At 67.0% G+C, this 26,263-nt stretch carries 30 protein-coding genes and 1 pseudogene; 20 read left to right on the plus strand and 11 right to left on the minus strand.

Features of this window, described 5'->3' with window-relative positions:
* Positions 1-3: 3 nt before the first annotated feature.
* Positions 4-1,608, minus strand: coding sequence for a murein biosynthesis integral membrane protein MurJ (murJ, locus tag J3A72_RS18855; protein WP_014646374.1), 1,605 nt, complete (start codon positions 1,606-1,608; stop codon positions 4-6).
* Between the two features lie 117 nt (positions 1,609-1,725).
* Here murJ and rpsT point away from each other — a divergent pair, with 117 nt between their 5' ends.
* A complete protein-coding gene (gene rpsT / locus J3A72_RS18860) occupies positions 1,726-1,995 on the plus strand; it encodes a 30S ribosomal protein S20 (protein WP_005408560.1) in 270 nt (89 codons plus the stop codon).
* Between the two features lie 165 nt (positions 1,996-2,160).
* Here the strand turns inward: rpsT and cgtA are convergent, their stop codons facing one another.
* The 3 genes from cgtA to rplU all read right to left on the minus strand — a co-directional run bounded on the left by cgtA (position 2,161) and on the right by rplU (position 3,996).
* On the minus strand, positions 2,161-3,213 hold the full coding sequence (gene cgtA / locus J3A72_RS18865; RefSeq protein ID WP_014646373.1) for an Obg family GTPase CgtA: 1,053 nt from the start codon (positions 3,211-3,213) through the stop codon (positions 2,161-2,163).
* Between the two features lie 192 nt (positions 3,214-3,405).
* Positions 3,406-3,669: a 50S ribosomal protein L27 gene (gene rpmA / locus J3A72_RS18870; protein WP_005408558.1), complete on the minus strand. Its 264-nt coding sequence runs from the start codon at positions 3,667-3,669 to the stop codon at positions 3,406-3,408.
* Between the two features lie 18 nt (positions 3,670-3,687).
* A complete protein-coding gene (gene rplU, locus J3A72_RS18875; protein WP_005408557.1) occupies positions 3,688-3,996 on the minus strand; it encodes a 50S ribosomal protein L21 in 309 nt (102 codons plus the stop codon).
* Between the two features lie 319 nt (positions 3,997-4,315).
* Between rplU and uvrA the strand changes: the two genes are divergently transcribed.
* The 4 genes and pseudogenes from uvrA to J3A72_RS23260 form a co-directional block, all read left to right on the plus strand.
* The gene (gene uvrA, locus J3A72_RS18880) at positions 4,316-7,309 is read left to right on the plus strand and encodes an excinuclease ABC subunit UvrA (RefSeq protein WP_049441204.1); all 2,994 of its coding nucleotides are present in this window, start codon (positions 4,316-4,318) and stop codon (positions 7,307-7,309) included.
* Positions 7,309-7,716: a thioesterase family protein gene (locus J3A72_RS18885; RefSeq protein ID WP_032956469.1), complete on the plus strand. Its 408-nt coding sequence runs from the start codon at positions 7,309-7,311 to the stop codon at positions 7,714-7,716. The genes uvrA and J3A72_RS18885 overlap by 1 nt, the downstream gene beginning before the upstream one ends.
* Before the next feature lie 97 nt (positions 7,717-7,813).
* Positions 7,814-8,539, plus strand: a complete 726-nt coding sequence (locus J3A72_RS18890) for a hypothetical protein (RefSeq protein ID WP_014646370.1) — start codon at positions 7,814-7,816, stop codon at positions 8,537-8,539.
* A gap of 45 nt (positions 8,540-8,584) precedes the next feature.
* A pseudogene (locus J3A72_RS23260) lies at positions 8,585-8,665 on the plus strand (enolase); the annotation flags it as partial.
* Between the two features lie 72 nt (positions 8,666-8,737).
* Here J3A72_RS23260 and J3A72_RS18900 read toward each other — a convergent pair.
* Positions 8,738-9,184: a copper chaperone PCu(A)C gene (locus J3A72_RS18900; RefSeq protein ID WP_053494919.1), complete on the minus strand. Its 447-nt coding sequence runs from the start codon at positions 9,182-9,184 to the stop codon at positions 8,738-8,740.
* A 34-nt stretch (positions 9,185-9,218) separates the two neighbouring features.
* Here J3A72_RS18900 and J3A72_RS18905 point away from each other — a divergent pair, with 34 nt between their 5' ends.
* From J3A72_RS18905 to J3A72_RS18920, 4 genes are all read left to right on the plus strand, one after another.
* On the plus strand, positions 9,219-9,995 hold the full coding sequence (locus J3A72_RS18905; RefSeq protein WP_209572132.1) for an enoyl-CoA hydratase/isomerase family protein: 777 nt from the start codon (positions 9,219-9,221) through the stop codon (positions 9,993-9,995).
* Positions 9,996-10,094: 99 nt separating this feature from the next.
* Complete coding sequence (gene tesB, locus J3A72_RS18910) at positions 10,095-11,003, plus strand: acyl-CoA thioesterase II (protein ID WP_005412623.1); 909 nt, start codon at positions 10,095-10,097, stop codon at positions 11,001-11,003.
* 4 nt (positions 11,004-11,007) lie between these two features.
* Positions 11,008-11,517, plus strand: coding sequence for a pathogenicity-like protein (locus J3A72_RS18915; RefSeq protein WP_075076116.1), 510 nt, complete (start codon positions 11,008-11,010; stop codon positions 11,515-11,517).
* A 177-nt stretch (positions 11,518-11,694) separates the two neighbouring features.
* A complete protein-coding gene (locus J3A72_RS18920) occupies positions 11,695-12,912 on the plus strand; it encodes a sigma-70 family RNA polymerase sigma factor (protein WP_075076117.1) in 1,218 nt (405 codons plus the stop codon).
* Between the two features lie 51 nt (positions 12,913-12,963).
* Here J3A72_RS18920 and J3A72_RS18925 read toward each other — a convergent pair whose 3' ends face one another.
* Positions 12,964-13,524 (minus strand): EF-hand domain-containing protein, encoded by a 561-nt coding sequence (locus J3A72_RS18925; protein ID WP_014646365.1) that lies wholly within the window; start codon positions 13,522-13,524, stop codon positions 12,964-12,966.
* A gap of 156 nt (positions 13,525-13,680) precedes the next feature.
* On the opposite strand from J3A72_RS18925, the gene J3A72_RS18930 reads away from it, so the two are divergent.
* Positions 13,681-14,436 carry an arginyltransferase gene (locus J3A72_RS18930; RefSeq protein WP_075076118.1) on the plus strand — a complete coding sequence of 252 codons (756 nt, stop codon included), beginning with the start codon at positions 13,681-13,683 and terminating at the stop codon, positions 14,434-14,436.
* Between the two features lie 38 nt (positions 14,437-14,474).
* Positions 14,475-15,689: an endonuclease/exonuclease/phosphatase family protein gene (locus J3A72_RS18935; RefSeq protein ID WP_075076119.1), complete on the plus strand. Its 1,215-nt coding sequence runs from the start codon at positions 14,475-14,477 to the stop codon at positions 15,687-15,689.
* Positions 15,690-15,772: 83 nt separating this feature from the next.
* Here J3A72_RS18935 and purT read toward each other — a convergent pair whose 3' ends face one another.
* Complete coding sequence (gene purT, locus J3A72_RS18940; protein ID WP_014646362.1) at positions 15,773-16,960, minus strand: formate-dependent phosphoribosylglycinamide formyltransferase; 1,188 nt, start codon at positions 16,958-16,960, stop codon at positions 15,773-15,775.
* 137 nt (positions 16,961-17,097) lie between these two features.
* On the opposite strand from purT, the gene J3A72_RS18945 reads away from it, so the two are divergent.
* The 5 genes from J3A72_RS18945 to J3A72_RS18965 are packed head-to-tail and all read left to right on the plus strand — an operon-like array spanning position 17,098 to position 19,796.
* Complete coding sequence (locus tag J3A72_RS18945; protein WP_014646361.1) at positions 17,098-17,979, plus strand: SPFH domain-containing protein; 882 nt, start codon at positions 17,098-17,100, stop codon at positions 17,977-17,979.
* A 45-nt stretch (positions 17,980-18,024) separates the two neighbouring features.
* The gene (locus J3A72_RS18950) at positions 18,025-18,204 is read left to right on the plus strand and encodes a hypothetical protein (RefSeq protein ID WP_014646360.1); all 180 of its coding nucleotides are present in this window, start codon (positions 18,025-18,027) and stop codon (positions 18,202-18,204) included.
* A complete protein-coding gene (locus tag J3A72_RS18955) occupies positions 18,201-18,380 on the plus strand; it encodes a DUF4177 domain-containing protein (RefSeq protein WP_014646359.1) in 180 nt (59 codons plus the stop codon). Before J3A72_RS18950 ends, J3A72_RS18955 begins: the two co-directional genes overlap by 4 nt.
* Positions 18,381-18,383: 3 nt before the next feature.
* Positions 18,384-18,977: a PH domain-containing protein gene (locus J3A72_RS18960; RefSeq protein ID WP_014646358.1), complete on the plus strand. Its 594-nt coding sequence runs from the start codon at positions 18,384-18,386 to the stop codon at positions 18,975-18,977.
* Positions 18,978-18,986: 9 nt separating this feature from the next.
* A complete protein-coding gene (locus J3A72_RS18965; protein WP_140222747.1) occupies positions 18,987-19,796 on the plus strand; it encodes a M15 family metallopeptidase in 810 nt (269 codons plus the stop codon).
* 154 nt (positions 19,797-19,950) lie between these two features.
* Here the strand turns inward: J3A72_RS18965 and J3A72_RS18970 are convergent, their stop codons facing one another.
* The 4 genes from J3A72_RS18970 to J3A72_RS18985 form a co-directional block, all read right to left on the minus strand.
* Entirely contained in the window at positions 19,951-20,322 is a 372-nt protein-coding gene (locus J3A72_RS18970) for a DUF423 domain-containing protein (protein WP_014646356.1), read from the minus strand.
* Between the two features lie 103 nt (positions 20,323-20,425).
* Positions 20,426-21,499, minus strand: coding sequence for an SRPBCC family protein (locus J3A72_RS18975; RefSeq protein WP_049406424.1), 1,074 nt, complete (start codon positions 21,497-21,499; stop codon positions 20,426-20,428).
* 234 nt (positions 21,500-21,733) lie between these two features.
* A complete protein-coding gene (locus J3A72_RS18980; protein WP_006424175.1) occupies positions 21,734-22,375 on the minus strand; it encodes a response regulator transcription factor in 642 nt (213 codons plus the stop codon).
* Positions 22,375-23,571, minus strand: coding sequence for a sensor histidine kinase (locus tag J3A72_RS18985; protein ID WP_032961359.1), 1,197 nt, complete (start codon positions 23,569-23,571; stop codon positions 22,375-22,377). The genes J3A72_RS18980 and J3A72_RS18985 overlap by 1 nt, the downstream gene beginning before the upstream one ends.
* A gap of 150 nt (positions 23,572-23,721) precedes the next feature.
* On the opposite strand from J3A72_RS18985, the gene J3A72_RS18990 reads away from it, so the two are divergent.
* Genes J3A72_RS18990 through minE form a run of 4 tightly spaced genes read left to right on the plus strand, consistent with a single transcriptional unit; the run spans position 23,722 to position 26,219 of the window.
* Positions 23,722-24,318 carry a GNAT family N-acetyltransferase gene (locus J3A72_RS18990; RefSeq protein WP_014036357.1) on the plus strand — a complete coding sequence of 199 codons (597 nt, stop codon included), beginning with the start codon at positions 23,722-23,724 and terminating at the stop codon, positions 24,316-24,318.
* Positions 24,264-25,109 carry a septum site-determining protein MinC gene (gene minC, locus J3A72_RS18995; RefSeq protein WP_046429497.1) on the plus strand — a complete coding sequence of 282 codons (846 nt, stop codon included), beginning with the start codon at positions 24,264-24,266 and terminating at the stop codon, positions 25,107-25,109. The genes J3A72_RS18990 and minC overlap by 55 nt, the downstream gene beginning before the upstream one ends.
* Positions 25,110-25,146: 37 nt before the next feature.
* A complete protein-coding gene (minD, locus tag J3A72_RS19000; protein WP_005415682.1) occupies positions 25,147-25,956 on the plus strand; it encodes a septum site-determining protein MinD in 810 nt (269 codons plus the stop codon).
* A gap of 2 nt (positions 25,957-25,958) precedes the next feature.
* Complete coding sequence (gene minE, locus J3A72_RS19005; protein ID WP_005408532.1) at positions 25,959-26,219, plus strand: cell division topological specificity factor MinE; 261 nt, start codon at positions 25,959-25,961, stop codon at positions 26,217-26,219.
* Positions 26,220-26,263 lie beyond the last annotated feature (44 nt).

Raw genomic sequence — 26,263 nt, forward strand, 5'->3', positions numbered from 1 at the left:
CGATCAATGCCCGCGCAGGTCGCGCGGGCGGAAGCCCATCGCCAGCATGGCCACCACGTAGGTCGCGCCGCCGCCGCCGACCAGCAGCATCAGGCCACCGATACGGTGCCATTTGTCCATGCCGGTGAAGTCGGGGACCCAGTGCAGCAGGGCCAGCAGCACGCCGACCATGGCCACGCAGGCCACCCCCAGCCGCACCAGATAGCCGCCCCAGCCCGGCCGCCGCTGGTAGACGTCGGTCTTGCCCAGCCAGTACCAGAGCAGGCCCAGGTTCAGGTAACTGGACAGCGCACTGGCAATGCCCAGCGCCAGGTGCAGGCCCGGCTGCTTGCCGATCGCCGCCATCACGCCCTGCGCCTTCAGCGCGTCGGGCACCATCACCTGGTACAGCACGGCCAGCAGCGCGAAGTTGAACACCATGTTGGCCACCAGCGCGGCCACGCCGGCACGCACCGGGGTCTTGGTGTCCTGCCGCGCATAGAACGCCGGCAGCACCACTTTCAGCAGCGCGAACGCCGGCAGGCCGAAGCTCAGGCCGTATACCGACAGGGCGGTCATGCGGGTATCGAACGCGGTGAACTGGCGGTACTGGAACAGCGTGGCGATCAGGGGCTCGGCCAGCAGCACCAGGCCCAGCATGGCCGGCACGGAAATCAGCAGGGTCATGCGCAGGCCCCAGTCCAGCGAGCGCGAGAAGCCTTCGCGGTCGGTGCTGACGTGGTGGCGGGCCAGCGCCGGCAGGATCACCGTGCCCAGCGCCACGCCGAACACACCCAGCGGCAGCTCCAGGAAGCGATCGGCCAGCGACAGCCAGGACTGCGAGCCGTCGGTCAGCTTGGCCGCGATGAGGGTATCCAGCAGCAGGTTGATCTGCGCCACCGACGAACCGAACAGGGTCGGCACCATCAGCGTCAGCACCTTGCGCACGCCCGGATGGTTCCAGCCCCAGCGCGGCAGGGTCAGCAGGTTGATGCCCTTCAGCGAGGGCAGCTGGAACAGCAACTGCAGGAGGCCGGCCGCCAGCACCGCCCAGCCCAGCGCCAGGATCTGCTTCTCCGGGGTGCCGCCCAGCCGCGGCGCCAGCCACAGCGCACCGGCGATCATGCACAGGTTGAGGATGACCGGGGTCAGCGCCGGCATCGCGAAGCGCTGGAAGCTGTTCAGCGCACCGCCGGCCAGCGCGGTCAGCGACACGAACAGCAGGAACGGGAAGGTCAGGCGGAACAGGTCGACCAGCAGGGTCTGCTTGACCGGGTCGGTGTCAGCACCACTTGAGAATGCCACCGCCAGCTGCGGCGCGAAGATCAGCGCCAGGGCGGTGACCAGCATCAGCACCCCGCCCAGGGTGCCGGCGGTCCGGGACATCAGCTCACGCAGTTCGGCGTGGCTGCGGGTCTCCTTCACCTCGGTGAACACCGGCACGAAGGCGGTGGAGAAGGACCCCTCCGCGAACAACCGGCGCAGGAAATTGGGTATCCTGAAGGCAACCCAGAACGCATCGGTAACCGCATTGGTGCCGAACGTGGTAGTGATCACCTGATCCCGGACAAGTCCGAGAACCCGCGAGACCATGGTCATGCTGCTGAACGACAGCAGGCCCCGCAACATCTTCGGTGAACTCACTCAGCGTCCCTCTTGACAATCGACTTGACGTGCATTTCTCGGGCCATCATACTAGCTAGCTTGCTGTTCCCATAACACCGATTTTTTCAGGAAACCACCACCGTGGCCAATATCAAGTCCGCCAAGAAGCGCGCCAAGCAGACCGTCGTGCGCAACGCGCGCAACGTGGCTCAGCGCTCGATGCTGCGCACCGCTGTCAAGAAAGTGATCAAGGCGCTGGACGCCAACGACGCCGCCGGCGCCGAAGCCGCCTTCGCCGTTGCCCAGCCGATCCTGGATCGCTTCAGCGCGCGTGGCCTGATCCACAAGAACAAGGCTGCTCGCCACAAGAGCCGCCTGAACGACCGCATCAAGGCCCTCAAGGCCGCCTGATCCGGCGTTGCCGCCCTGCCCTTCGGGGTTGGGCAGCAGACAAAAGCCCGGCCCCGGCCGGGTTTTTTGTTGCCTGCGGTTTACCGGGATTGCCGGCCAGCGGCCGGCACTACCAAATGAAAAACCCGGCCGAAGCCGGGTTTTCCGCATGGAACCACAACGGCATCACTGCGCGTTGCGGGCTTCCAGCTCGTCTTCCTTCTGGCGATCGAAGAAGGCCATGATCCGGCTCATGATCGGGAAGGTACCTTCGCGGCCCAGCGCGGAAACCAGGAACCACGGCTCCTTCCAGCCCAGCTCGGCGACGATCTGCTCGGCCGCGGCCTGCGCCTCGTCTTCGAACATCAGGTCAGCCTTGTTCAGCACCAGCCAGCGCGGCTTGTTCAGCAGCTCCGGATCGTGCTTCTCCAGCTCGCGTTCGATCGCACGCACCTGCTCCACCGGCGAAATGCCCTCCACGCCGCCTTCCATCGGCGAGATGTCCACCAGGTGCAGCAGCAGGCGGGTGCGCTGCAGGTGGCGCAGGAACTGCGCACCCAGGCCGGCGCCGTCCGCAGCGCCTTCGATCAGGCCCGGAATGTCGGCGATCACGAAGCTGCGGTGGTTCTCCACCTTCACCACGCCCAGGTTCGGGTACAGCGTGGTGAACGGGTAATCGGCCACCTTCGGCGTTGCCGCCGAAACGGCACGGATCAGGGTGCTCTTGCCGGCGTTGGGGAAGCCCAGCAGGCCGACATCGGCCAGCAGCTTCAGCTCCAGCTTCAGCGTGCGCTCTTCGCCCGGCTCGCCCGGCAGCGCCTGGCGCGGCGAGCGGTTGGTCGAGCTCTTGAAGTGCATGTTGCCCAGGCCACCGCGACCGCCCTTGGCCACCAGCAGGCGGTCGCCGTGCTGGGTCAGGTCGCCGATGACTTCATCGGTGGCAACGTTGATGACCACGGTGCCGACCGGCACGGTGATGGTCAGGTCTTCGCCGCCCTTGCCATAGGCCTGGCGGCCCATGCCGTTCTCGCCGCGCTGCGCCTTGAAGATACGCTCATGGCGGAAGTCGACCAGGGTGTTCAGGTTTTCGTCGGCGCGGATGTACACGCTGCCGCCCGCACCGCCGTCGCCGCCGTCCGGGCCGCCGAGCGGAATGAACTTCTCGCGACGGAAGCCAATGCAGCCGTTGCCGCCGTTGCCGGCGAACACTTCGATTTCTGCTTCGTCTACCAGTTTCATTGTTTCGATGCCTGCGATGGGCACGACCTGCTGGCCGCCACCTTGAATGTCATGCCGGCCGGGGCCGGCAACCCGGCCCAGCCGGTCTTGCTTCAACTCTAACGAAAAGCCCCGCCGAAGCGGGGCTCTCCATGCAGCGTGCTCTTCATCCAGCACGGCCATGCCGCGGCACGGGTGCCGGCGATGCCTGGATCAGGCGTCGGCCGAGACGATGCTGACGGTGCGACGCTTCTTGGCGCCCTTGACCGAGAACTCCACCTTGCCGTCCACGAGGGCGAACAGGGTGTGGTCACGGCCCAGGCCAACGCCGGTGCCCGGGTGGAACTGGGTGCCGCGCTGACGCACGATGATGTTGCCGGCTTCGATGGCCTGGCCGCCGAAGATCTTGACGCCCAGGTACTTCGGGTTGGAGTCGCGACCGTTGCGCGAGGAGCCTACGCCCTTTTTATGTGCCATGACTGCTTCTCCTGATGCTTAGCCGGCGATGCCGGTGATCTCGATTTCGGTGTAGTACTGACGGTGACCCTGACGCTTCATGTGGTGCTTGCGGCGACGGAACTTGATGATCCGGACCTTGTCAGCACGACCCTGGGACAGGACCTTGGCGGTGACGGCAGCGCCCTTCAGCGCATCGCCCAGCTTCACGCCGTCGCTGTCACCCAGCATCAGGATGTTGTCAAACTTGATCTCGCTGCCGACTTCGACTTCGAGCTTTTCAATGCGGAGCTTTTCGCCCTGCGCCACGCGGTATTGCTTACCGCCGGTGACCAGTACTGCGTACATGACCAGGCCTTCCTCTGTAGTTATTGTGGTCTGAGCTGCCGCCATCGAGGGCGGACAGGAGCGGAATTGTACGCAGATCAGCGGGCGCGGGTCAAGTCAACCCCCGAACGCCGCGGGGGTGACGGCTCCGGGACGGGGTCAGATCCCTTTTCACCCCGTGAAAAGGGATCTGACCCCTGCCTGACGGCCTGTCTCACCAGATGAGACATCGGGCTGGCATTGTCGCCCATTGCCCCCATCTGGTCACCTCGGTAGGCTGACCGATTGCCGTTCCCTGCTGGCCCGGCACCCAGCGAACGCCCCCACAACCGGATCCCCCATGGCGATGGATTTCATCCGCATCCGCGGCGCGCGGACGCACAACCTGAAGAACCTCGACCTCGACCTGCCCCGCGACAAGCTGATCGTGATCACCGGCCTGTCCGGCTCGGGCAAGTCCTCGCTGGCGTTCGACACCATCTATGCAGAAGGCCAGCGCCGCTATGTCGAGTCGCTGTCGGCCTATGCGCGCCAGTTCCTGAGCGTGATGGAAAAGCCGGACCTGGACCACATCGAGGGCCTGTCCCCGGCGATCTCGATCGAGCAGAAGTCGACCTCGCACAACCCGCGTTCGACGGTCGGCACGATCACCGAGATCTACGACTACCTGCGCCTGCTGTACGCCCGCGTCGGCACCCCGCGCTGCCCGGACCACGGCTATCCGCTGGAGGCGCAGACGGTCAGCCAGATGGTCGACCAGGTGCTGACCCTGGACCCGGAACAGCGCTACATGCTGCTGGCCCCGGTCATCCGCGACCGCAAGGGCGAGCATGCCCAGGTGTTCGACCAGCTGCGCGCGCAGGGTTTCGTGCGCGTGCGCGTGGACGGCGAGCTGCATGAAATCGATGCGGTGCCGCCGCTGGCGCTGCGCCAGAAGCACACCATCGAGGCGGTGATCGACCGCTTCCGCCCGCGCGAGGACATCAAGCAGCGCCTGGCCGAGAGCTTCGAAACCGCGCTGAAGCTGGGCGACGGCATGGCCTCGGTGCAGAGCCTGGACAGTGCCGACGCTTCGCCGACGCTGTTCTCCTCCAAGTACTCCTGCCCGGTCTGCGATTACTCGCTGCCGGAGCTGGAACCGCGCCTGTTCTCGTTCAACGCACCGATGGGCGCCTGCCCCGGCTGCGACGGCCTGGGCATGGCCGAATTCTTCGATCCTTCGCGCGTGGTGGTGCATCCCGAGCTGTCGCTGGCCGCCGGCGCGGTGCGCGGCTGGGACCGCCGCAACGCCTATTACTTCCAGCTGATCGCCTCGCTGGCCAAGCACTACCGGTTCGACGTCGACGCGGCATGGAACTCGCTGCCGCAGAACGTGCAGCAGGCCGTGCTGTACGGCAGCGGCGATGAGGCGATCACCTTCACCTACTTCACCGAAGCCGGTGGCCGCACCCAGCGCAAGCACCGCTTCGAGGGCATCATTCCCAACCTCGAGCGCCGCTACAAGGAAACCGAATCGCCGGCGGTGCGCGAAGAGCTGTCCAAGTACATCAGCGAACAGCCGTGCCCGGAATGCCATGGCGCGCGCCTGAACAAGGCGGCACGCAACGTGTTCGTGGCCGACCGCCCGCTGCCGGAGCTGGTGGTGCTGCCGATCGACGAGGCGCTGAAGTTCTTCAGCGAACTGAGCCTGCCGGGCTGGCGTGGCGAGATCGCCGCGAAGATCGTCAAGGAAATCGGTGAGCGCCTCGGCTTCCTGGTCGATGTGGGCCTGGATTACCTCACCCTGGAACGCAAGGCCGACACCCTGTCCGGTGGCGAGGCACAGCGCATCCGCCTGGCCAGCCAGATCGGCGCCGGCCTGGTCGGCGTGATGTACGTGCTCGACGAGCCGTCGATCGGCCTGCACCAGCGCGACAACGAGCGCCTGCTCGGCACCCTCACCCGCCTGCGCGACCTCGGCAACACGGTGATCGTGGTCGAGCATGACGAGGATGCGATCCGCCTGGCCGACTACGTGCTGGACATCGGCCCGGGCGCGGGCGTGCATGGCGGCGAGATCGTCGGCCAGGGCACCCTGCAGGACATCCTGGAGGCACCGCGCTCGCTGACCGGCCAGTACCTGTCGGGCAAGCGCGCGATCGAGATCCCCGCGCGCCGGCACAAGCCGAACCCGAAGATGACCCTGCACCTGCGCGGGGCCAGCGGCAACAACCTCAAGGGCGTGGACCTGGCGATTCCGTCGGGCCTGCTGACCTGCGTGACCGGTGTGTCCGGCTCCGGCAAGTCCACCCTGATCAACGACACCCTGTTCTCGCTGGCCGCCAACGAGATCAACGGTTCCTCGCACCCGATCGCCCCGTACAAGGAGATCGATGGCCTGGACCTGTTCGACAAGGTGGTGGACATCGACCAGTCACCGATCGGCCGCACCCCGCGTTCGAACCCGGCCACCTACACCGGCCTGTTCACCCCCCTGCGCGAACTGTTCGCACAGGTGCCCGAAGCGCGTGCGCGTGGCTATTCGCCGGGCCGTTTCAGCTTCAACGTGCGCGGTGGCCGCTGCGAAGCCTGCCAGGGCGACGGCCTGATCAAGGTGGAGATGCACTTCCTGCCGGACGTGTACGTGCCCTGCGACGTCTGCCATGGCAAGCGCTACAACCGCGAGACGCTGGAGATCCTCTACAAGGGCTTCAACATCAACGACGTGCTGGAAATGACCGTCGAGGATGCACTGAAGCTGTTCGAGCCGGTGCCGTCGATCGCACGCAAGCTGGAAACCCTGGTCGACGTCGGCCTGAGCTACATCAAGCTGGGCCAGAGCGCGACCACGCTGTCCGGTGGTGAAGCGCAGCGCGTGAAGCTGTCCAAGGAACTGTCGCGCCGCGATACCGGCCGCACCCTGTACATCCTCGACGAACCGACCACCGGCCTGCACTTCCACGACATCGAAGCGCTGCTGGGCGTGCTGCACAAGCTGCGCGACGAAGGCAACACGGTGGTGGTGATCGAGCACAACCTGGACGTGATCAAGACCGCCGACTGGATCGTCGACCTGGGTCCGGAAGGCGGCCACCGCGGTGGCACCATCCTGGTCACCGGCACGCCGGAAGACGTGGCGGCCTGTCCGCAGTCGTATACCGGCCAGTTCCTGGCGCGCATGCTGCCGTCCACCAGCGCGCGCCCGGAACAGCCGGCTGCCGTGGCCAACAAGCCCGACGCCCGCCCGCCACGCAAGGTGAAGCCTGAGAAGCCGGCCAAGGTTGCCAAGAAGGCCGCGGCCGCCAAGAGCACCGGCAAGGCCAGCAAGAGCACATCGAAGAAGAAGGACGCCTGATGAGCAGCGAACACAAGATCCTGGCCCGCATCCCGATCAGCGTGCGCTGGCGTGACATGGACAGCATGGGCCACGTCAACAACGCCAAGTACATTTCCTACCTGGAAGAAGCGCGCGTGCGCTGGATGCTGGGCGTGGACGGCGTATCGATGACCGACCGCATCGCACCGGTGGTGGCCGCGACCAACGTCAATTACCGGCTGCCGATCGTGTGGCCCAACGACATACTGGTCGAGCTGTTCGTCGAGCGCCTGGGCAACAGCAGCGTGACCATCGGCCACCGCATCGTCGACCAGCAGGACGCGTCGAAGCTGTATTCCGACGGCAACGTGGTGGTGGTGTGGATGGATACGCAGACCGGCAAGAGCGCGCCGCTGCCGGAGGCGATCCGCAGCGCCTCCACTTGACGCGCCCTGGTAGGTGCCGACCTTGGTCGGCACGCTTTGGCTGCAATGAGGTTGCCGGCCAGCGGCCGGCACTACCGATCCCATTCAATGGACTGACATGATCCACCAGACTGAACTGCGCGACCTGCTGCCCGGCATGGTCCCCTTCCCCACCGACGTCTTTCCCGCCGACCAGGCCTGGCTCGGCCAGCACCTGCTGCCGCTGCTGAAGATCGACCTGGGCGTGCTGCGGCCGGAGCTGGCCGGCCAGGTGGCGACGATGCTGTGCCCGATCGAGCCGTACGACGGCTGCATCGGCGAGACCACCGAAGAACACCACAACGATTTCACCGGCACCAACTGGATCGCCTTCGAACTGACCGCCGGCAACGAGATGCGCTTCCTCGGCAATGAGGGCTATTTCATCGGCGAGGCGGTGCAGGACAAGGATGCGCAGGAGCACATCGCGCAGATGCGCGACAGCTACGCCAAGGCCCGCGATTACCATGCCGCGCACGGCCGTCTCGCCTGCTACTCGCGCTACGGCAAGGGTGAGGCCAGCGAACGCGACTACCTGGATACGCTGGGCGGGCCGATAGGCTTCGGCAACTGGACCGAGACCGCGGAGATTCCCGCGGCCTTCGAACTGGGCTTCACCGACGCTGCCGATGACCCAAACGCTGCGGACGATGCCGAAACGGTGATCATCACCCGCAACGGCAACAAGTTCTTCGCCGTGGCCGGCGTAGCCGGCTACAACTGGTGCGCCACCGGCGCCGATGCGATCGTGATGCTGTACGAGCCGGAAAGCCGCACCGTGCTGTTCTCGTACGACTGGTCGTAAGGCCCTTTGATCGTGCCGGCCAGCGGCCGGTACTACACGATCCTCTGCGCCACCGGCGCCGACGCGGTCGAGATGCTGTACGAGCCGGAAAGCCGCAACGTGCTGTTCTCGTACGACTGGTCGTAAGGCCCTGCGGTAGTGCCGGCCGCTGGCCGGCATTGCCCGTGCTGCCGGCCAGCGGCCGGCACGACCATCCCGCTACGGCGCAGCCTTGCGTACGGCCAGCGTCGCACTTGCTTCGCCGCCGCCTTCCAGCTGCAGCCGTAGCGGCACCGCCTGCCCCTCCTTCAGCGCGCCCTTGCCCTGCATCAGCATCAGGTGCAGGCCACCGGGCTTGAGCTCGGCACGTGCACCCGGCGCCAGCGGCAGGCGCTCGATCGCGCGCATCCGGCTGACCCCATCCGTGATCGTGGTTTCGTGCAGCGACACATCATTGAAACTGCTGCTGGTCGCGCCGGTGATCACCACCGCCTTGCCGCAGCCGTTGTGGATGACGCCGTAGCCAGCGGTCATCGGCATTGCCGGATTCGGTGGCAACCGCGCCCAGCCCTGATCCACCGTGACGCAGCCCGATTCCGCCGCCGAGGCCGATGCTGCGGCCGCACACAGAACCCACAGTACGCCAACGAATGGTTTGGTTATCATCGCCCAGGTTCCTTCTTCGCAACGAGACCGCAGCATGACGACGCTCATCGAGGTGATCAACCATGGCCCCATCCGCGAACTGCGCCTGGCGCGGCCGCCGGTCAACGCACTGGACACCGACCTGTGCCGGCAGTTGATCCATGCCATCGAGCTGGCCATGGCCGAAGACGCGCACGGCATCGTGCTGTCGGGCAGCCAGCGCATCTTCACCGGCGGCATGGACGTGCCGCACCTGCTCTCGCATGGCGATGACAAGCACAAGCTGCTGGACACCTGGAACGCCTTCTTTGGCGCCGTACGCACGCTGGCCGAGAGCCGCATCCCGGTGGTCGCGGCGATCACCGGCCACGCCCCGGCGGGCGGCTGCGTGCTGGCCCTGTGCTGCGACTACCGGGTGATGGCCCGCAGCGCCGATCCGTCGCGGCCATATGCCATCGGCCTGAACGAGGTGCAGGTGGGCCTGATCGCGCGGGAGGGCATCCAGCGCCTGCTGCGCCGTGCGGTGGGCGTGCACCGCGCCGGCGTGCTGCTGACCACCGGTTCGCTGGTACCGGCCGAACAGGCGGTGCAGATCGGCCTGGTGGATGAGCTGGCAGAGGGGGACCTGGTGGTGGCACGCGCGATTGCCTGGCTGCAGGACCTGCTCAGGCAGCCGCGCCAGCCGATGCTGCTGACCCGCGCCATCGCCCGCGCCGACCTGCACGTGGCGCTGCAGCCGGACCTGATCCAGCTCGACCGTTTCGTCGAGGCCTGGTTCGCCCCGGACGCACAGAACGCCCTGCAGGCCCTGGTAGCCCGGCTGGGCAAATAGCGGTTGCCCCGCCCGGGGTCAGATCCCTTTCGCCGGGCGAAAGGGATCTGACCCCTGACCGGTATAATCAGGCCCTCTTTCACTGCTGTGGCCGCCCCCTTGAACGACACGCCCGAACCCGTCGTCTCCGAGCTGATCGACCTGCTCACGCTGGAGCGGCTGGAGGACAACCTGTTCCGCGGGCAGAGCCGCGACATCGGCACCAAGTACGTGTTCGGCGGGCAGGTGCTGGGCCAGGCGCTGGCCGCGGCACAGGCCACGGTCGACAACGGCCGCCACGTGCACTCGCTGCACGCCTATTTCCTGCGCGCCGGCAACATCGACCACCCGATCGTCTACGACGTGGACCGTACCCGCGACGGCGGCAGCTTCTCGGTGCGCCGGGTCACCGCGATCCAGCACGGCAAGGTGATCTTCTTCTGCGCGGCATCGTTCCAGCAGGCCGAGACCGGCGCCGAGCACCAGCACAAGATGCCCGAGGTGCCGCAGCCGGAAGACATCGAACCGAACCGGCCGCTGCCGGCCGAAGTGCTGGAGCGGCTGCCGATCAAGGTGCAGCGCTGGCTGTCGCGCGGCGGCCCGTTCGAATTCCGCCACGTCTACCCGCGCGACGAACTGAACCCGCCCAAGCGCCCGCCCTACCACCAGGTGTGGCTGCGCCTGAGCGAGCCGGTCGGCGATGCTCCGGAACTGCACCAGGCCCTGCTGGCCTATGCCTCGGACTTCCACCTGCTGGGCACGGCGACCTTCCCGCACGGCATCAGCTACTACCACCCGCACGTGCAGATGGCCTCGCTCGACCACGCGATCTGGTTCCACCGCCCGTTCCGTGCCGACGACTGGCTGCTGTACTCGCTGGACAGCCCCAGCGCGCAGGATTCGCGCGGCCTGGCCCGCGGCCAGTTCTTCACCCGCAATGGTGTGCTGGTGGCCAGCACCGCGCAGGAGGGCCTGATCCGCGTGGTTCCCGACCAGGCTGCCGCGGCCGCCGTGCCGGCCAAGGAGTAAACCCATGCGCCAGATCTTCAGCAGCCAGCGCGTGGAAACCGTCGAAGGCGTGGCCGAGCTCCTGCGCGGGCATGGCATCGACGTCAAGGTGACCAACGGGCGCTCGTACAAGACCCGTCGCCGCGGCCAGTTCAGCTATACCGACCTCGGCAACGCCAACGCCTACCCGGCGGTATGGATCGTGCGCGCCGACGACCAGCCGCGTGCACGCGAGATCCTGCGTCAGGCGCGCCTGCTCGACACCACCCGCCGCGACCATCCGACCGCCGAGTTCGCCTTCCGCGACACGCCGGAACAGGGCAGCGGCGGCCGCAGCTGGGCCTGGCGCATCCGCATCGCCCTGCTGGTGGTGATCGCCGGCGTGGCGCTGGTGATCGGCCTGCGCCATCGCGGTGCCCCGGCCCCGGCAGCACCGGCCCCTGCCCCGCAGGCCCAGCCGCAGCAGGCGCAACCGGCCCCGCAGGCCGCACCGGAAGAGGAAGAAGTCCGGGTCCGCATCCAGCCATCGAAATAGCCCACGGGTCGTACCCGCCGCTAGCCGGCAACTGCAAAAAGGGGACGGAGGGGATTAAGTCGTTTGTGGCACAAACGACTTAATCCCCTCCGTCCCTTTTTTGTCAGCACAGAAAGTCGGTCACATTGGGCGCGCGGCTCCGTCATGGGACACAATCCCAGCAGGAGAGCCGCCGCCATGACGACGTTCGCCGCATCGATCGACCAGACCCTGGAACGCGAACTGCCCGCCGCCGCCAGCGGTTGCCAGCATGCCTACGGCCGCATCGTGCTGGCCTGCCAGAACACGGTCACCGCCATCGCTCTGGCCATCACCCGCGACCGCCAGGCCAGCGAGGACATCGCCCAAGAGGCCTTCGTGAAGGGCTGGCAGCAGCTGCACCAGCTGCGCAGCGCGACCAGCTTCCTGCCTTGGCTGCGGCAGATCACCCGCAACCTGGCCCGCGACTGGCTGCGCGCCCAGCGTGGGCGGCCGCTGACCGGCGAGGCGGCCGAGGTAGCGATGGGCATGGCCGCCGACCCGTCGCCGGGCGCGGCTGACCGCCTGCAGCGGGTGGAGGAAGAGATCGCCGCCGAGGACATCATCTCCACCCTGCCCGCCGACAGCCGCGAAGTGCTGTTGCTGTACTACCGCGAGGGACAGCGCTCGCAACAGGTCGCCGACCTGCTCGGGCTCAGCGATGCAGCCGTGCGCAAGCGCCTGTCGCGTGCACGTGCCCTGGTGCGCGAAGGCCTGCTGCAGCGCTTCGGTGAATTCGCCCGCAGCAGCGCGCCGAGCGCTGCATTCGCCACCGCCGTGGTGTCGATGGTGCTGGTGGCCGCGCCCGGCACCGCCAGTGCAGCGGTGCTGCTCTGCACCGGCGTCGGCATCGGCGGCAGCAAGCTCGGCCTCGGCGGCGCCAGCGTTGCCGGTGGAACCGCGATGGGCTCGTTGACCGCCACCCTGGGCCAGCTGCATGTGTTGCCGGCCGAAAGCTGGGGGGCGGTCATTGGTGGCGTTGCCGGTGGCGCGATCGGCAGCTATCTCGGCGGGCGCTTCCTGATGTCGTACACCGAAACTGCGGCAGAGCGGGCCGATGTGCGCCGCTTCCTCTACCTCAACATCACCACCGGCATGTTCTGGTGCCTGGCGATCCTGCTGGCTGTGGTGCTGCAGGCACCGGTCTGGACGCAGCTGACGGTGCTGGCGGTCGGGTTGGGCGTGGTCAACTACCAGTGCCTGGTGACGCTGCAGCGGGTGATGGCGCCGATGATCGCGCGCGATTCGGCGCGGCGCGGGCGAACCGGCATCAACTGGAAGTTCGAATCGATGTACGGCCGCACCGCCATCATCGCCATGAACCTGATGGTCATTGCGCTTGTGGCGTACTCGCTGATGCGCAGCGGCCGCTTGTAACGGACAACGCCGGCAGTGCCGCCGGCGTTGTCGTCATCACTGCATTGACCCTCAGCGCTGCGGCTTCGGTGCGCCGCCGTCGCGCGGACCGCCATGGCGCGGGCCACCATGCATCGGGCCCTTGGCCGCATCAAACTCGGCCTTGCTCAGCTGGCCGTCCTTGTTGGTGTCGGCGGCGGCGAACCAGGCATCACGATGCTGCTTCATGCGCAGCTCGCGGTCGGCCTTGTCCAGGTAGCCGTCCTTGTTCAGATCAAGCTGGTCGAAGCGCGCGGCCAGGCGCGGATCGGCCTTGGCTTCCTCGCGGCTGATGCGGCCATCCTTGTTGACGTCCAGCGCGGCCCAGCGCTCACCGCCGTGGCCACGACGGCCATGCTGCCAGCGCGGCAGCTCGTCGCGCGAGAGCTTGCCGTCCTTGTTCTTGTCCAGCTCGTCGAACTTCGCGGCCAGGCGCGGGTTGGCGGCCGCCTCGCTGCGGTCGATCACGCCGTCACCGTTGGTGTCCAGCTTGGCCGGGCGCGGTGCCGGCGTGGCCGGGGTGTCGGCCGCCAGCGCGATACCGGATGCGGAGGTGCCGAGCAGCAGGGCCAGCAGCAGGGGGGTACGGATCATGAGGTCACTCCTGGGGATGGGAACAGCGTCGGGGTGATCACTTCACCCTCGGGGGACAACAACGCCCGGGCGCGACGTCGGTTGACGCTACTGCCGATTCCATTCATCCGGCGGACAGTCGCCGCCACTGCGACAACCTGGGGCTATGCTGTGCCCATGGCGATACATGGCGACAGAGACGACGAACTGCGACTTTTCCAGACCGGCGAGCACCCCTGCGGGTACTGGTCGGACCGGGTGGCACGCGACCTGGTGCTGGACCCGAACGACCGCCGCCTCGGCGCGCTCTATCCACTGGCACTGAGCTGGGGCTTCCGCCGCAGCGGCGACCTGGTCTACCGGCCGCATTGCGCGCACTGCCAAGCCTGCGTGGCGGTGCGCATCCCGGTGGCCCGCTTCGCCCCGGACCGCAGCCAGCGCCGCTGTGCCACCCGCAATGACGACCTGGAGGTGCGGATCACCGCCGCCACCGCCCGCGATGACCTGTTCGCGCTGTACCACCGCTACCTCACCCACCGCCATGCCAACGGCGGCATGGACGACCACGGCCCGCACGAGTTCGAGCAGTTCCTGATCGGCAGCTGGTCGCACACCCGCTTCATGGAGATGCGCCTGCCCGGCCACGACGGCCAGCCCAGCCAGCTGCTGGGGGTAGCGGTGACCGACGTCACCGAGCACGGCCTGTCGGCGGTCTACACCTTCTTAGACCCGGACCACGCCGCGCGCGGGCTGGGCACCTTCGCGATCCTGCAGCAGATCGAGTGGGCGCGCCGCGAGGGCCTGCCGCACGTGTATCTGGGCTACTGGATCCGCGGCCACCAGAAGATGGACTACAAGCGCCGCTTCCATCCGCTGGAAGCCTACGATGGCCGCCGCTGGCACGATTTCGACAAGGATCTGGACGGGCGCTGACAAACCGCTGACACCGGGCCGGGTGCACAATACGGCCCATGAACATGACCCGCCGCCATCCCCTGATCCTCGCCCTGGCCCTGCTCTGCGGCGCCACCGCCCCTGCCTTCGCCACGTCCCCTGCGATGACCGAAAAGCCGTCCGCTGCGCTGCGCCTGGCCACCTACAACACCTCGCTGTACTCCGATGACGCCGGTGGCCTGATCAAGGAGCTGGAAGGCGACAGCGAACACGCGCGCAAGATCGCCGCAGTGCTGCAGCAGGTGCGCCCGGACCTGGTGCTGCTGAACGAATTCGACTTCGACGACGCCCATCGCGCCGCCGACCTGTTCCAGAAGCGCTACCTGGAGGTCGCCCAGCCCGGTGGCGGCAAGCCGCTGCACTTCGCCTACCGCTATCTGGCCCCGGTCAACACCGGCGTGCCCAGCGGCCTGGACCTGGACAACAACGGCGTGGTCGGTGGCGAAGGCCGCAGCCGCGGCAACGATGCCTGGGGCTACGGCCTGCACCCGGGCCAGTACGGCATGCTGGTGCTGTCGCGCTACCCGATCGACGAAGCCAGGGTGCGCAGCTTCCAGCTGCTGAAGTGGAGCGCGATGCCCGGCGCGATCCGCCCGATCGACCCACGTACCGGCCAGAGCTTCTACAACGACCATGTGTGGTCGCAGCTGCGCCTGTCGTCGAAGTCGCATTGGGACGTGCCGGTGAAGACCCCGGCCGGCGTGGTGCACGCGCTGGTGTCGCACCCGACCCCGCCGGTGTTCGACGGCCCGGAAAAGCGCAACGCGGCGCGCAACCATGACGAGCTGCGCCTGTGGCAGGAATACCTGTCCAAAGGTGACAAGCCGTGGCTGTGCGATGACAAGGGCCAGTGCGGCGGCCTGGCCCAGGACGCGCGCTTCGTGATCCTCGGCGACCTCAACAACGACCCGGTCGATGGCGATGGCCGCCATGAGGCGATCGTCGAACTGATCGAGAACGCCCGCGTGCTGCGCTACCCCACCCCGCGCAGCGTCGGTGGCGAGCAGACCAGCCTGGCCTATGCGGCCAAGGGCATCGAGCGCAAGGGCGCACCGTTCCATGCCACCGGCGATTTCGGCCCGAAGTCCGGCACCATGCGCCTGGACTACGTACTGCCCTCGACCGGTTTCGAATATGTCGGCAGCGGCATCTTCTGGCCGGCCAATGAAAGCCCGGAAGCGAAGATCGCCGACGGCAGCGACCACCACCTGGTGTGGGTGGACGTGCGGTAGAGTCGACGGCCCTGAAAAGGGGACGGAGGGGATTAAGTCGTTTGTGGCACAAACGACTTAATCCCCTCCGTCCCCTTTTTGCTTTACGGGCGCAGTTCGACGCCGATGGCGTCGGCGGCATCTCGCGCGATGGCGCGCGCCTCGTCGATGGTTTCCGCGCGCGCCAGGGTGACACCGACGCGGCGATGGCCATGCACGCTCGGCTTGCCGAACAGGCGTACGGCAGTATCCGGCACCTGCAATGCAGCGGCGACGTTGTTGAAGTACGGCACGCCCTCGCCGTGTGCCAACAGCGCGCACGACGCCGACGGGCCGCTCTGGCGGATCACCGGGATCGGCAGGCCGAGGATGGCGCGCGCATGCAGCGCGAACTCGCTCAACTCCTGCGATACCAGCGTCACCAGGCCGGTGTCGTGCGGGCGCGGCGACACTTCGCTGAACCACACTTCGTCGCCCTTCACGAACAGCTCCACGCCGAACAGGCCCCAGCCGCCGAGGTCATCGGTGATCGCGCGCGAAATCTCTTCGGCACGCGCCAGTGCCGCGCTCGACATCGGCTGCGGCTGCCAGCTTTCGCGGTAGTCGCCATCCTTCTGCAGATGGCCGATCGGCGCACAGAACGAGGTGCCACCGGCATGGCGCACGGTCAGCAGGGTGATCTCGTAATCGAAATCGATGAAGCCTTCGACGATGCAGCGGCCGGCACCGGCGCGGCCACCGGTCTGCGCGTAGTCCCAGGCCGGGGCGATGTCCGCCTCGCTGCGCAGGGTGCTCTGGCCCTTGCCCGAGGACGACATCACCGGCTTGACCACGCACGGCAGGCCGATGGCGGCGACGGCAGCACGGTATTCCGCCTCGGTATCGACGAAGCGGTACGGCGAGGTCGGCAGTCCCAGGGTTTCGGCGGCCAGGCGACGGATGCCTTCGCGATCCATGGTCAGGCGTGCGGCGCGCGCGGTCGGGATCACCCGCAGGCCCTGCTCCTGTTCCAGCTGGACCAGGGTCTCGGTGTGGATGGCCTCGATTTCCGGCACCACCAGGTGCGGCTGCTCCTGGGCGATCAGCGCCCGCAGCGCCATCGCATCGAGCATGTCGATCACGTGCGAGCGGTGCGCGACCTGCATGGCCGGGGCGTCGGCATAGCGATCGGCGGCGATCACCTCCACGCCCAGCCGCTGCAGCTCGATGGCCACCTCCTTGCCGAGTTCGCCCGAGCCCAGCAGCAGCACGCGGGTGGCGGAGGGGGACAACGGCGTTCCAAGCTTGGCCATGGCGGTTCCAGCAGCGATGTGAAGGCGGGAGGGCATTCTAGCTGGCCGGGCACCCTGACCATGGCATCCGACGAACGGTAGTGGACAGGTGATATCACTTTGATATCTTAAATTTGAACCCTCAAGGACGTACCGCCATGAAAGAGAAGTCGCTGTCTTCCCTCAACGGCCTCGGCACGCTGGTCGGCGCCCTGCTCGTCGGCCTCGCCGGCGCCGCCCTGTTCGTGGTGGGCGTGGCAGCCAAGGCCAGCACCGGCTCGCCCAGCCTGCTGCTGATGCTGCTGGGCGCCCTGCTGGTGGCGCTGGGCGTGTTCATCCTGGCCGGTCTGTACACCATCCAGCCCAACCAGGCGGCGGTCCTTAGCCTGTTCGGCAAGTACGTGGGCACGGTGAAGGACAACGGCCTGCGCTGGAACAACCCCTTCTTTGCCAAGCGCCGGGTCAGCCAGCGCGTGCGCAACTTCGAGAGCGGCAAGCTGAAGGTCAACGAGCTGGACGGCAGCCCGATCGAGATCGCCGCGGTGATCGTCTGGCAGGTGGTCGACGCCTCCGAGGCCGTCTACAACGTGGACGACTACGAGAGCTTCGTGCACATCCAGTCCGAATCTGCGCTGCGTGCGATGGCCACCAGCTATCCCTACGACCAGCACGAAGACGGCCAGCTGGCCCTGCGCAGCCATGCCAGCGAGATCTCCCAGCACCTGAAGAACGAGCTGGCCGAACGCCTGGCCGACGCCGGCGTGCAGGTGATCGACGCACGCATCAGCCACCTGGCCTACGCCGCCGAAATCGCCCAGGCGATGCTGCAGCGTCAGCAGGCCAACGCGGTGATCGCCGCACGCACGCGCATCGTGGCCGGTGCGGTGGGCATGGTTGAAATGGCCCTGGCCGAACTGCAGAAGAACGGCGTGGTGCAGCTGGATGAAGAACGCAAGGCGCACATGGTCAGCAACCTGCTGACCGTGCTGTGCTCGGACCGCGGTACCCAGCCGATCGTCAACGCCGGTTCGCTGTACTGAACCACCCTCGCAACGGGGTGCCCCACCACCCCGCCAGGAGCTTGCATGAGTGAGAAGAAAGCCTACCCGCTGCGCATCAATGCCGACGTCCTGGCCGCCGCGCAACGCTGGGCTGACGACGAGCTGCGCAGCCTCAACGCACAGATCGAATACGTGCTGCGCGACGCCCTGCGCAAGGCAGGACGCCTGCCGAAACCCACGCCATCTTCGGGGGACAAGGAATGAGCAAGCGCTGGAGCTACCAGACGATCGAGGTCAAGACGTCCATGATGGGCCAGCTCAAGGCCGAGGACATCCAGAGCGAACTGAGCCGCCAGGGCCAACTGGGCTGGGAGCTGGTCAACATCATCATCCCCGCACCGATGCGCCCGGCGATGCTGGTATTCAAGAAGGAGGCCTGAGCCATGGGTGCCAGCGATCCAAAGCAGTACGAGGTGGCCGAGAGTTCGCCGTTGCGCGTGCTGTGGATCGTGCTGCCCCTGCTCGCCGCCTTCGTGGCCTGCCTGTATGCGCAGTTGTACAAGGCACCGGCCACGGCGCCCTGGATCGAAGTAACGCTGTCGCCGCCCTGGTTCCGGATGGGCGGCAGTGCCGCCTGGAGCCTGCTGGTGATCGCCGCGCTCGGCATCGGGTTGGGCGCGGCGTTCTTCCGCCGCCGGGTGGAACTGGCCGACGACGTGCTGGACGTGCGCTCGACGATGTACCGCCGCCGCGTTCCGGTGGCACAGCTGCGGCTGGACCAGGCCGAGGTGGTCGACCTGCAGCGTGACCGCCGCTATGGCATTCGTTTCAAGACCAATGGCTATGCGATGCCGGGCTTCTATTCCGGCCACTTCCGCCTGCAGGGCGGCGGCAAGGGGTTCGCGCTGGTCACCGACCGCACGCGCGTTCTCGCCCTGCCGGTCAGCGATGGCAGCACGCTGCTGCTCAGCCTGGAGCGGCCGCAGGTGCTGCTGGACGCACTGCGCAAGGTGGCCGCACCGGCGCCTCGGCGGTAAGCTGCGGCGATGCAACGACGCGCCCCCCTGCTGATCAATACCGAGGCCATCGAGCTGTGGCCCGCCCACCTGCTGCGCGCACGAAGCAACCTGGATGCCCGCCTGCTGTCGCAGGCACAGTGGGTGCTGCGGCGCAAGCGCGATGGCCGCTATCTGGCGGCGGTAACGACGCATGGCGTGCATTCGCTGGTGCCACGCCTGCCGCGCGAGCCCGGGGCCGAGGACGCACTGGCGCTGCTCGATGCAGCGGCGGCACGTCCGTTCGGCGCTGCGCTGCAGGAACAGTGGCTGCCGCTGGCCGGGCTGCAGCAGCGCCTGCAGCAGCTCGGCCTGGACCCGCAACGCTACGCCGACGACAGCGGCCTGCCGCTGGAGCCCGAACCGTGCCTGCTGCATTTTGCCGGCCGCGACCGCTTCGCCCGGCCGCTATGGCTGCGCCGTGGCGCCGCGCAGGGCTGGCGACGGATGCGACTGCACGCGGCACGGGATGGCATTGCGCTGGACGCGATCTCCGGCTTCCGCAGCCATGCCTACCAGCTGGGCATCTTTGAACGGAAACTGGCGCGCGGCCTGAGCGTGGCGGAGATCCTGAAGGTCAATGCCGCCCCGGGTTTCAGCGAACACCACAGCGGCCACGCGCTGGACATCGGCACACCGGGCGACGCCCCGGCCGAGGAATCATTTGAAGCCACCGACGCGTTCGCCTGGCTGCAGGTGCATGCCGGCGGGCATGGCTTCCATCTGAGCTACCCACGCGACAACCCGCACGGCATCGTCTACGAACCCTGGCACTGGTGCTGGAGGCCGGCCAACAGCTGAGCCCCTCGTGGCGCCCGCACGCGGAATGGAACGAGAGAGCGAAGACAAAAGCGGGCCGCTTCGCTCGAAGCCGAGCATGGCTCGGCTCTACAGCAGCTGCCGCGCAACGCCCCCATGTCGTGCCGAGCCATGCTCGGCTGTACCCGGATTGCCGTCACCGCCTCAACGCATTGATCGCCAGCACCACCCAGCCGGCCATCATGCTGGTGCCACCGATCGGCGCCATCCGCGTCGGCCACTGCCACAGCGCCCCGCCCACCAGGCTGCCTGAAAACAACAGCACACCCAGCAGCAGCACGTACAGCGCCAGGTGTGCGATCGCCCCGTGCGCGCGCGGCCCGAGTGCCACCAGTACCGCACCATGCGCGAACGCGTACAGCGCCGCCATGTTCAGGTGCTGCTGCGCCAGCGGATCGGCCACGCCATGCGAGGCGTAGGCGGACAGGCCGATCGAGGCAGCGGCCAGCAGCGCCCCCAAGCAGGCGAGCAGGGACGGCTTACGTGCACGACGTTCGAGATTGAACATGGGGGCTCCTTGCGCAGCGCCCCTTGCCGGGCGCCGGATCAAAAAAACGCGCCGCAATGAGCGGCGCGTTTTCGTGTCCAACACTACATGGGTCAGCCGAGGCTTACTTGACGGCCCAGTAGATGTCGTAGGTCGCTTCCGGGGTGAACGACTTGTCGATGCCGTCCTTCCAGGTTTCGTACGGGCGGTCGATGACTTCGTTGCCCGAAGTCACGGCCCAGGCACGCAGGCCGTTGCGGGCCACGTCCAGACCCGCCATGTGGCCGGTGTAGGCCGCATGCGCCGAACGGTGCGGAGCAACGTGCACGTACTTGACCGGAGCGCCGCCGTCGATCTTGACGGTCAGCTCGTCGGCAGCAGCACCTTCAGCACCCTTCTTCTTCACCGGCTGGGCGATGTCGAAGGCGTACTTCTCCTGGCCGAAGTCGGTGGTGATGATGCGGAACGGGCCGGCGGCTTCAAGGCCATTGGCCTCCATCACGCGCTTGATCCACTCCTGGTTGTCCTTGATGGACTTGGTGATGGTGTCCTGACCGCGGTCCACGTTGCCGGCGTTGACCACCAGCAGGTTCTCGGCCGGCACTTCAACGATGGCCAGGTCGGTCAGCGGGGCTTCCGGCGTGCGGTAGTCCACGTTCGGCACGGTTGCGAGCATGTTGGCGATGCGCGACAGGCCCAGCTTGATGTCGTCGCCGATCTGGCGGCTGACATACAGGCCGGCGTAGCGGCCGAACAGGTCGAAGCCGTACTTCACCGAGTAGTCCTGGGTGATCTTGACGTTGCGACCGCCCTTGCCGGTCGGCTCCAGGTTGAAGGTGGTGACCTTGTCGTGACCCTTGGTGGCGTCTTCGATGGCGATCACAACACGCTTGTTCTCTTCGGCTTCGGTGATCTTCCAGGAACCGGTGCCCAGCTCCTTGGAGGTGAAGTCGAGGGTGGCACCGGTACCGGAGGCCGGGCCGGACAGCTTCAGTTCAACGGCGGGATCGCGCAGTACCAGCGGGTTCCAGTCCTTGAAGCGGCGCAGGCTGCTGACCGTGTCGTACACGATCGTCATCTTGCGGTTGGTCTCGATGCTTTCGGTGATGTGACGCTCGCCCGGCAGACATACGCCAATGATGACGAACAGGCCAGCCACGATCCCCAAGGCGATCAGGAACTCGATAATACGGGTCATTCAGAGAGTCTCCGGGGCCGATCCCACGGCCGGGTTGATTGAAGCGAAGCGCCAATCCTAGCAGGCTTCGCGGGCATTGTTTATCGGGATTGGCGCACCGGTTTCCCTGCCGGCTGCGTATTTGTATGGACAAAGAATTCGAAGGGTAACGCATACCGCTACCCGGCAAGTAGGGGGCAACCTTGGCAGGAACCCGTAACTACGACCCAAGTCTTTGTACTTGAACGATTTTCTTCAGACCAGCTGGAGTTCGAACGCCTTCAGTACGGCACGCGTACGGTCGCGCACGCCCAGCTTGGACAGGATGTTGGACACGTGGTTCTTGATGGTGCCTTCGGCCACGCCCAGCGAATTGGCGATCTCCTTGTTGGAGAAGCCGCTGGCCATCAGCCGCAGGATCTCGGTCTCGCGGTCGGTCAGCGGGTCCGGGCGGTCCAGGCTGACGAACTCGTTGCGCATGTGCTCCAGGCCGGACAGCAGGCGCTGGGTCACCGCCGGCTGCACCAGCGAACCGCCGTCGGCCACGGTACGGATGGCACCGACCAGCTGCGCCAGGGTGACATCCTTGAGCAGGTAGCCCTTGGCACCGGCCTTGAGCCCGGCCAGCACCAGCTGGTCATCGTCGAACGTGGTGAGGATGATGGTCGGCGGCAGCTGTTCCTGCCGCGACAGCACCTGCAGTGCCTCCAGACCGGACATCACCGGCATGCGCATGTCCATCAGCACCACGTCGGGGCGCACCTGCGGTATCAGCTCGACCGCCTGCCGGCCGTCGCCGGCCTCGGCCACCACCTCGATGCCGTCGTCGAGCGCCAGCAGGGAGCGGATTCCCTGCCGCACCAGGGTTTGGTCGTCGACCAGGCAGACGCGAATCATCAACGCACTCCTTCAGGAACCTTGGTAAGGGCCGCCACCAGCACCGTTGCCGGCACCGTCGCCCGCAGCCGGAAGCCTTCTCCGGGACGGGTTTCGATCTGCAGCTGGCCACCACATTGTTGCAGGCGCTCGCGCATGCCGCGCAAGCCATTGCCTACATTGACCATATCCGCGCCGACGCCGTCGTCGCGGGCCTCCACCACCACCCGGTCGGGGGCTTCACGGTACACCTTGATCCACAGGTGGCGGGCGCCGGCGTGGCGCACCGCGTTGGTAATGATCTCCTGGGTACAGCGCAGCAGCACGTGGGCCCGCTGCGGGTCTTCCACGTTCAACGGATCCTCGATCTCCAGCTGGATATCCAGCGAGGGCACGTTCTCGGTCAGCGGGCGCAGCGCCGCGGCCAGATCGATCGCGCCGGTCTCGCGCAGCTGGCTGACCACCTCGCGCACATTGCCCAGCAGCAGCTTGGCCAGCGCGTGCGAGCGCTTCACGTGGTCCAGCGCCTGGCCCTCGGCCAGGTGGCCGGCGACCTCCAGGTTCAGGGTCAGCGCGGTCAGCTGGTGGCCCAGCAGGTCGTGCAGCTCGCGCGAAATGCGGGTGCGCTCGTTGACCCGCGCGCTCTCGGCCAGCAGGGCGCGGGTGGCACGCAGCTCCGAATTGAGCCGGCGCTGCTCGTCGCGGGCCTCGGTCTGCTGCCGTGCAACCAGGCTGGTCACGAAGATGAACATGGAGAAGCCGCCATACAGCAGCGACTGCATCACCGCTTCGAACAGCGGGAAGCGCAGCAGCAGGTAATAGACCGGCGCCACCGCCAGCTGGCTGACCAGCAGCCACAGCACCCCCAGCCGAACCGACAGCATCCACGGAATGACCCCGGCGGCGACCATCATCAGGATGCTGCCCAGGCCCGAACCGCTGAGGAAACTGACCCCCAGCGCCGAGACCGTCAGCAACAGCAGCAGGCCGCGGTCCAGCCAGCTGGTGTGGCTGTCGCTGCGCAGGATGCGGGTCAACCAGTAGTAGGCCGTGCCGAAGGACAGGTAGGCGACGAACAACAGGATCGCCCAGCCGCCCATGTCACCGCGGCTGTGCAGGTTCTCGAACTGCGAGTACGCCAGGGGCAGGCCGACCATGACCCAGGTGAACAGGCCGGCCAGGCGGAGGACGCGGGTATGGCTGAGGACTCCCAACATGCCAGCACTCTACGGGCCGCGCCTGCGCACCGCACCCCACGGAAGTCATGCCTGCCCGGTCGCCTGTTCATGCCGCAGCCCACCCCGGGCATGCAATAATCGTGCGCAGGGTCCCTTGATGGACCAACCGCGTTACCCCACGGAGTCACAATGTCGATTGTCATCCGCGACGTGCGCGAGCACGAGCTCGATTCCGTCCTGGCTTTGAACAACAACGCTGGCCTGGCCATCCTTCCCCTGGATGCGGCCCGCCTGCGCCTGTTCTATGAAACCGCTGAGTATTTCCGCGTCGCCGAGCGCGACGGCAACCTGGCCGGCTTCCTGATCGGCTTCGGCAGCGACAGCCAGCACGACAGCAGCAATTTCGCCTGGTTCAAGCAGCAGCTGGACACCCCGTTCTTCTATATCGACCGCATCGTGGTCGCCAGCCGCCGTCGTGGCGGTGGCGTCGGGCGTGCGTTCTACGCCGACGCGCAGAGCTTCGCCGAGCTGCGCTACCCGCAGATGACCTGCGAAGTCTTCCTCGACCATGGCGCCGATGCCGCCCTGCTCTTCCACGGCAGCTTCGGCTTCCGCGAGCTGGGCCAGAACACCATGCCGCAGGTCGATGTGCGCGCCAGCATGCTGGCCAAGGAACTGTGCAGCTACCCGTGGGTCCAGGAGACCTACGGCGACAAGCTGCCGGATGTGGCATGGACACGCGCCCGGCAGCTGCCGGCGCAGGCACAGCGGCCGACGGGGACCTGAGCGTGGCGGTGAATTTCGATTACGAACAGGCCGGTGAACTGAAGATCGGCCAGGTGGGCATCGCCAACCTGCGCATCCGTACCCTTGATGTCGAACGCCTCGTGCAGGAAATGCGCGAGCGCGTGACCCGCGCACCGAAGCTGTTCGGCCGCGCCGCGGTGATCCTCGACTTCGGCGGCCTGAGCCAGGTGCCGGACGTGGCCACCGCGCAGGCGCTGGTCGACGGCCTGCGCAGCGCCGGGGTGCTGCCGGTGGCGCTGGCCTACGGCACCAGCGCGGTCGACCTGCTCTCCCAGCAGCTCGGCCTGCCGCTGCTGGCCAAGTTCCGCGCGCAGTACGAGCGTGCCGAGGGCGAACCGGCCCCGCCGCCGCCCGCACCGGAACCGCGCCGGGCAGCCCGTGCCGAACCGAAGCCAGCTCCGGCGACGCCGGTGGCCAAGGTGGCCGACGCCGCTGCACCGCAGCCGGGCCGCATGCAGCTGGGCAACGTGCGTTCGGGCCAGCAGCTGTACGCGGAAAACTGCGACCTGACCGTGATGGCCACTGTCGGCGCCGGCGCCGAGGTCATCGCCGATGGCAGCATCCATATCTACGGCACCCTGCGCGGCCGCGCGCTGGCAGGGGCCCAGGGCAACACCGCGGCACGCATCTTCTGCCGTGATTTCCATGCGGAACTGGTGGCCATTGCCGGCCACTACAAGGTACTGGACGATGTTCCGGACAACCTGCGCGGCAAGGCCGTCCAGGTGTGGCTGGAACAGGACCAGATCAAGATCGCTGCGCTGGACTGACGCAGCACCAAACTCATGCAGAACCAGGAGAAGTCCTTTGGCTGAAATCATCGTAGTCACCTCCGGCAAGGGCGGCGTCGGCAAGACCACTTCCAGCGCGAGCCTGGCCTGCGGCCTGGCGCGGCGCGGCAAGAAGGTGGCGGTGATCGACTTCGACGTCGGCCTGCGCAACCTCGACCTGATCATGGGCTGCGAACGCCGCGTGGTGTACGACTTCGTCAACGTCGTGCACGGCGAAGCCACCCTCAAGCAGGCCCTGATCAAGGACAAGCGCTTCGACAACCTGTACGTGCTGGCGGCCTCGCAGACCCGCGACAAGGACGCACTGACCCAGGAAGGCGTGGGCAAGGTCCTGAAGGACCTGGCCGCCGACGGCTTCGACTACATCATCTGCGACTCCCCGGCCGGCATCGAGAAGGGCGCCTTCCTGGCGATGTACTTCGCCGACCGCGCGGTGGTGGTGGTGAACCCGGAAGTGTCGTCGGTGCGCGACTCCGACCGCATCATCGGCCTGCTCGATTCGAAGACCCACAAGGCCGAATCCGGCCAGGACGTGCCGGCCTTCCTGCTGCTGACCCGCTACACCCCGCTGCGCGTGGAAAGCGGCGAGATGCTGAGCATCGCCGACGTCGAGGAAGTCCTCGGCCTGAAGGCGATCGGCGTGATTCCGGAATCGGGCGACGTGCTCAACGCCTCCAACAAGGGCGAGCCGGTCATCCTGGATGTCGAATCCGCTGCCGGCCAGGCCTATGAAGACGCCGTCGCGCGCATCCTCGGCGAAGAACGCCCGATGCGCTTCACCAACGTCGAGAAGAAGGGCTTCTTCAGCAAGCTGTTCGGAGGGTAAGCATGGGCCTGTTTGATTTCCTCAAAGCGAAGAAGACCACCGCCGAAACCGCCAAGAACCGCCTGCAGATCATCATCGCGCAGGAACGCAGCCACCGTGGTGGCCCGGACTACCTGCCGCTGCTGCAGCGCGAGCTGCTGGAAGTGATCAAGAAGTACGTGAACATCGACGTCGATGCGGTGAAGGTCGACCTGGTGAAGGATGGCCAGCACGATGTGCTGGACATCTCCGTGGCGCTGCCGGAAGGCCCGGACAAACCCTGATCCCCTGCCCCGCCCGTGCCTGCATGGGCGGGGCTGCCTGACCC

Source organism: Stenotrophomonas sp. PvP093, from assembly GCF_017876915.1.
Taxonomy (GTDB): domain Bacteria; phylum Pseudomonadota; class Gammaproteobacteria; order Xanthomonadales; family Xanthomonadaceae; genus Stenotrophomonas; species Stenotrophomonas muris.